Origin of the sequence: Rhodococcus sp. T2V (genome assembly GCF_029269925.1) — a bacterium.
Lineage (GTDB): Bacteria > Actinomycetota > Actinomycetes > Mycobacteriales > Mycobacteriaceae > Rhodococcus_F > Rhodococcus_F koreensis.
In genome coordinates this window covers 1-781 of sequence record NZ_JARJBD010000335.1, presented here as the reverse complement: position 1 = coordinate 781, position 781 = coordinate 1, and the positions used below count along the sequence as shown (strand labels likewise).

The 781-nt window shown below is 67.9% G+C and carries 1 protein-coding gene; it reads left to right on the top strand.

Features of this window, described 5'->3' with window-relative positions:
- Positions 1-781, top strand: a 781-nt coding sequence (locus P3H15_RS54225) for an FtsK/SpoIIIE domain-containing protein (RefSeq protein ID WP_276144861.1), incomplete at both ends; no start/stop codon positions are given.

Genomic DNA, 781 nt, shown 5'->3' with positions numbered 1-781 from the left:
CGATCGAGGCAGCCTTCCCCGCCACCGCACAGAGCGAGACCACGGTGCGGCACGTGGCGCACCGCGACCGCATCGTCATCACCCGAGAGTCGATCACCCCGGACACCCGATCCATCCGTCAGCGGACACTCCAGTCCGCGCTCGATGCGGCCTCGATGTTCACCGACCCGAGGGTGTCGGTCGAGAGCGTTGACGAGGCCGGCATCGAGATCGGATACCGGATCGCGTTCGAGAAGTCGATGAACGCCGGTGTGGAGGGCTTCCAGCTCAAGGTCGAGGAAGCCCTCGTCTCCCTGGCGGGCCCGCACGAGTCCGGTCGGAACTGGACCACCGACTGGTACCCGGAACGGGGCTACCTGGTGATGCGCCTGGTCACCGCGATGCCCTCGCGCGTCGACCACCCGCTCGCAGTGGTCGACGAGAACCTGCGGCACCTGCCGTATGCGACCGGTGCCGCGGACCGCATCATGTACTGGGACGTCTCCACCAGCTCCAACAAACCGCACTGCCTGATCGTCGGCCCGACCGGGGGCGGCAAGACCTCGGTGATCCGCACCCTGCTGACCGAGGCCGCCCGCCGCGGGGTTCCGTTCGTCGGCGTCGATCCGAAGATGATCGAACTCGACGGCCTCGACGGCTACCCCGGCTGCGGCGCGATCGTGTACGACGCGCTGCGCGCCGCGATGTTCGTGCGCGCGCTGCACACCGAGATGATGGCCCGCAACGCCTACATCCACCAGATGAAGATCGAGGGCTCGCAGCTGCCGCTGATGATCGCGGT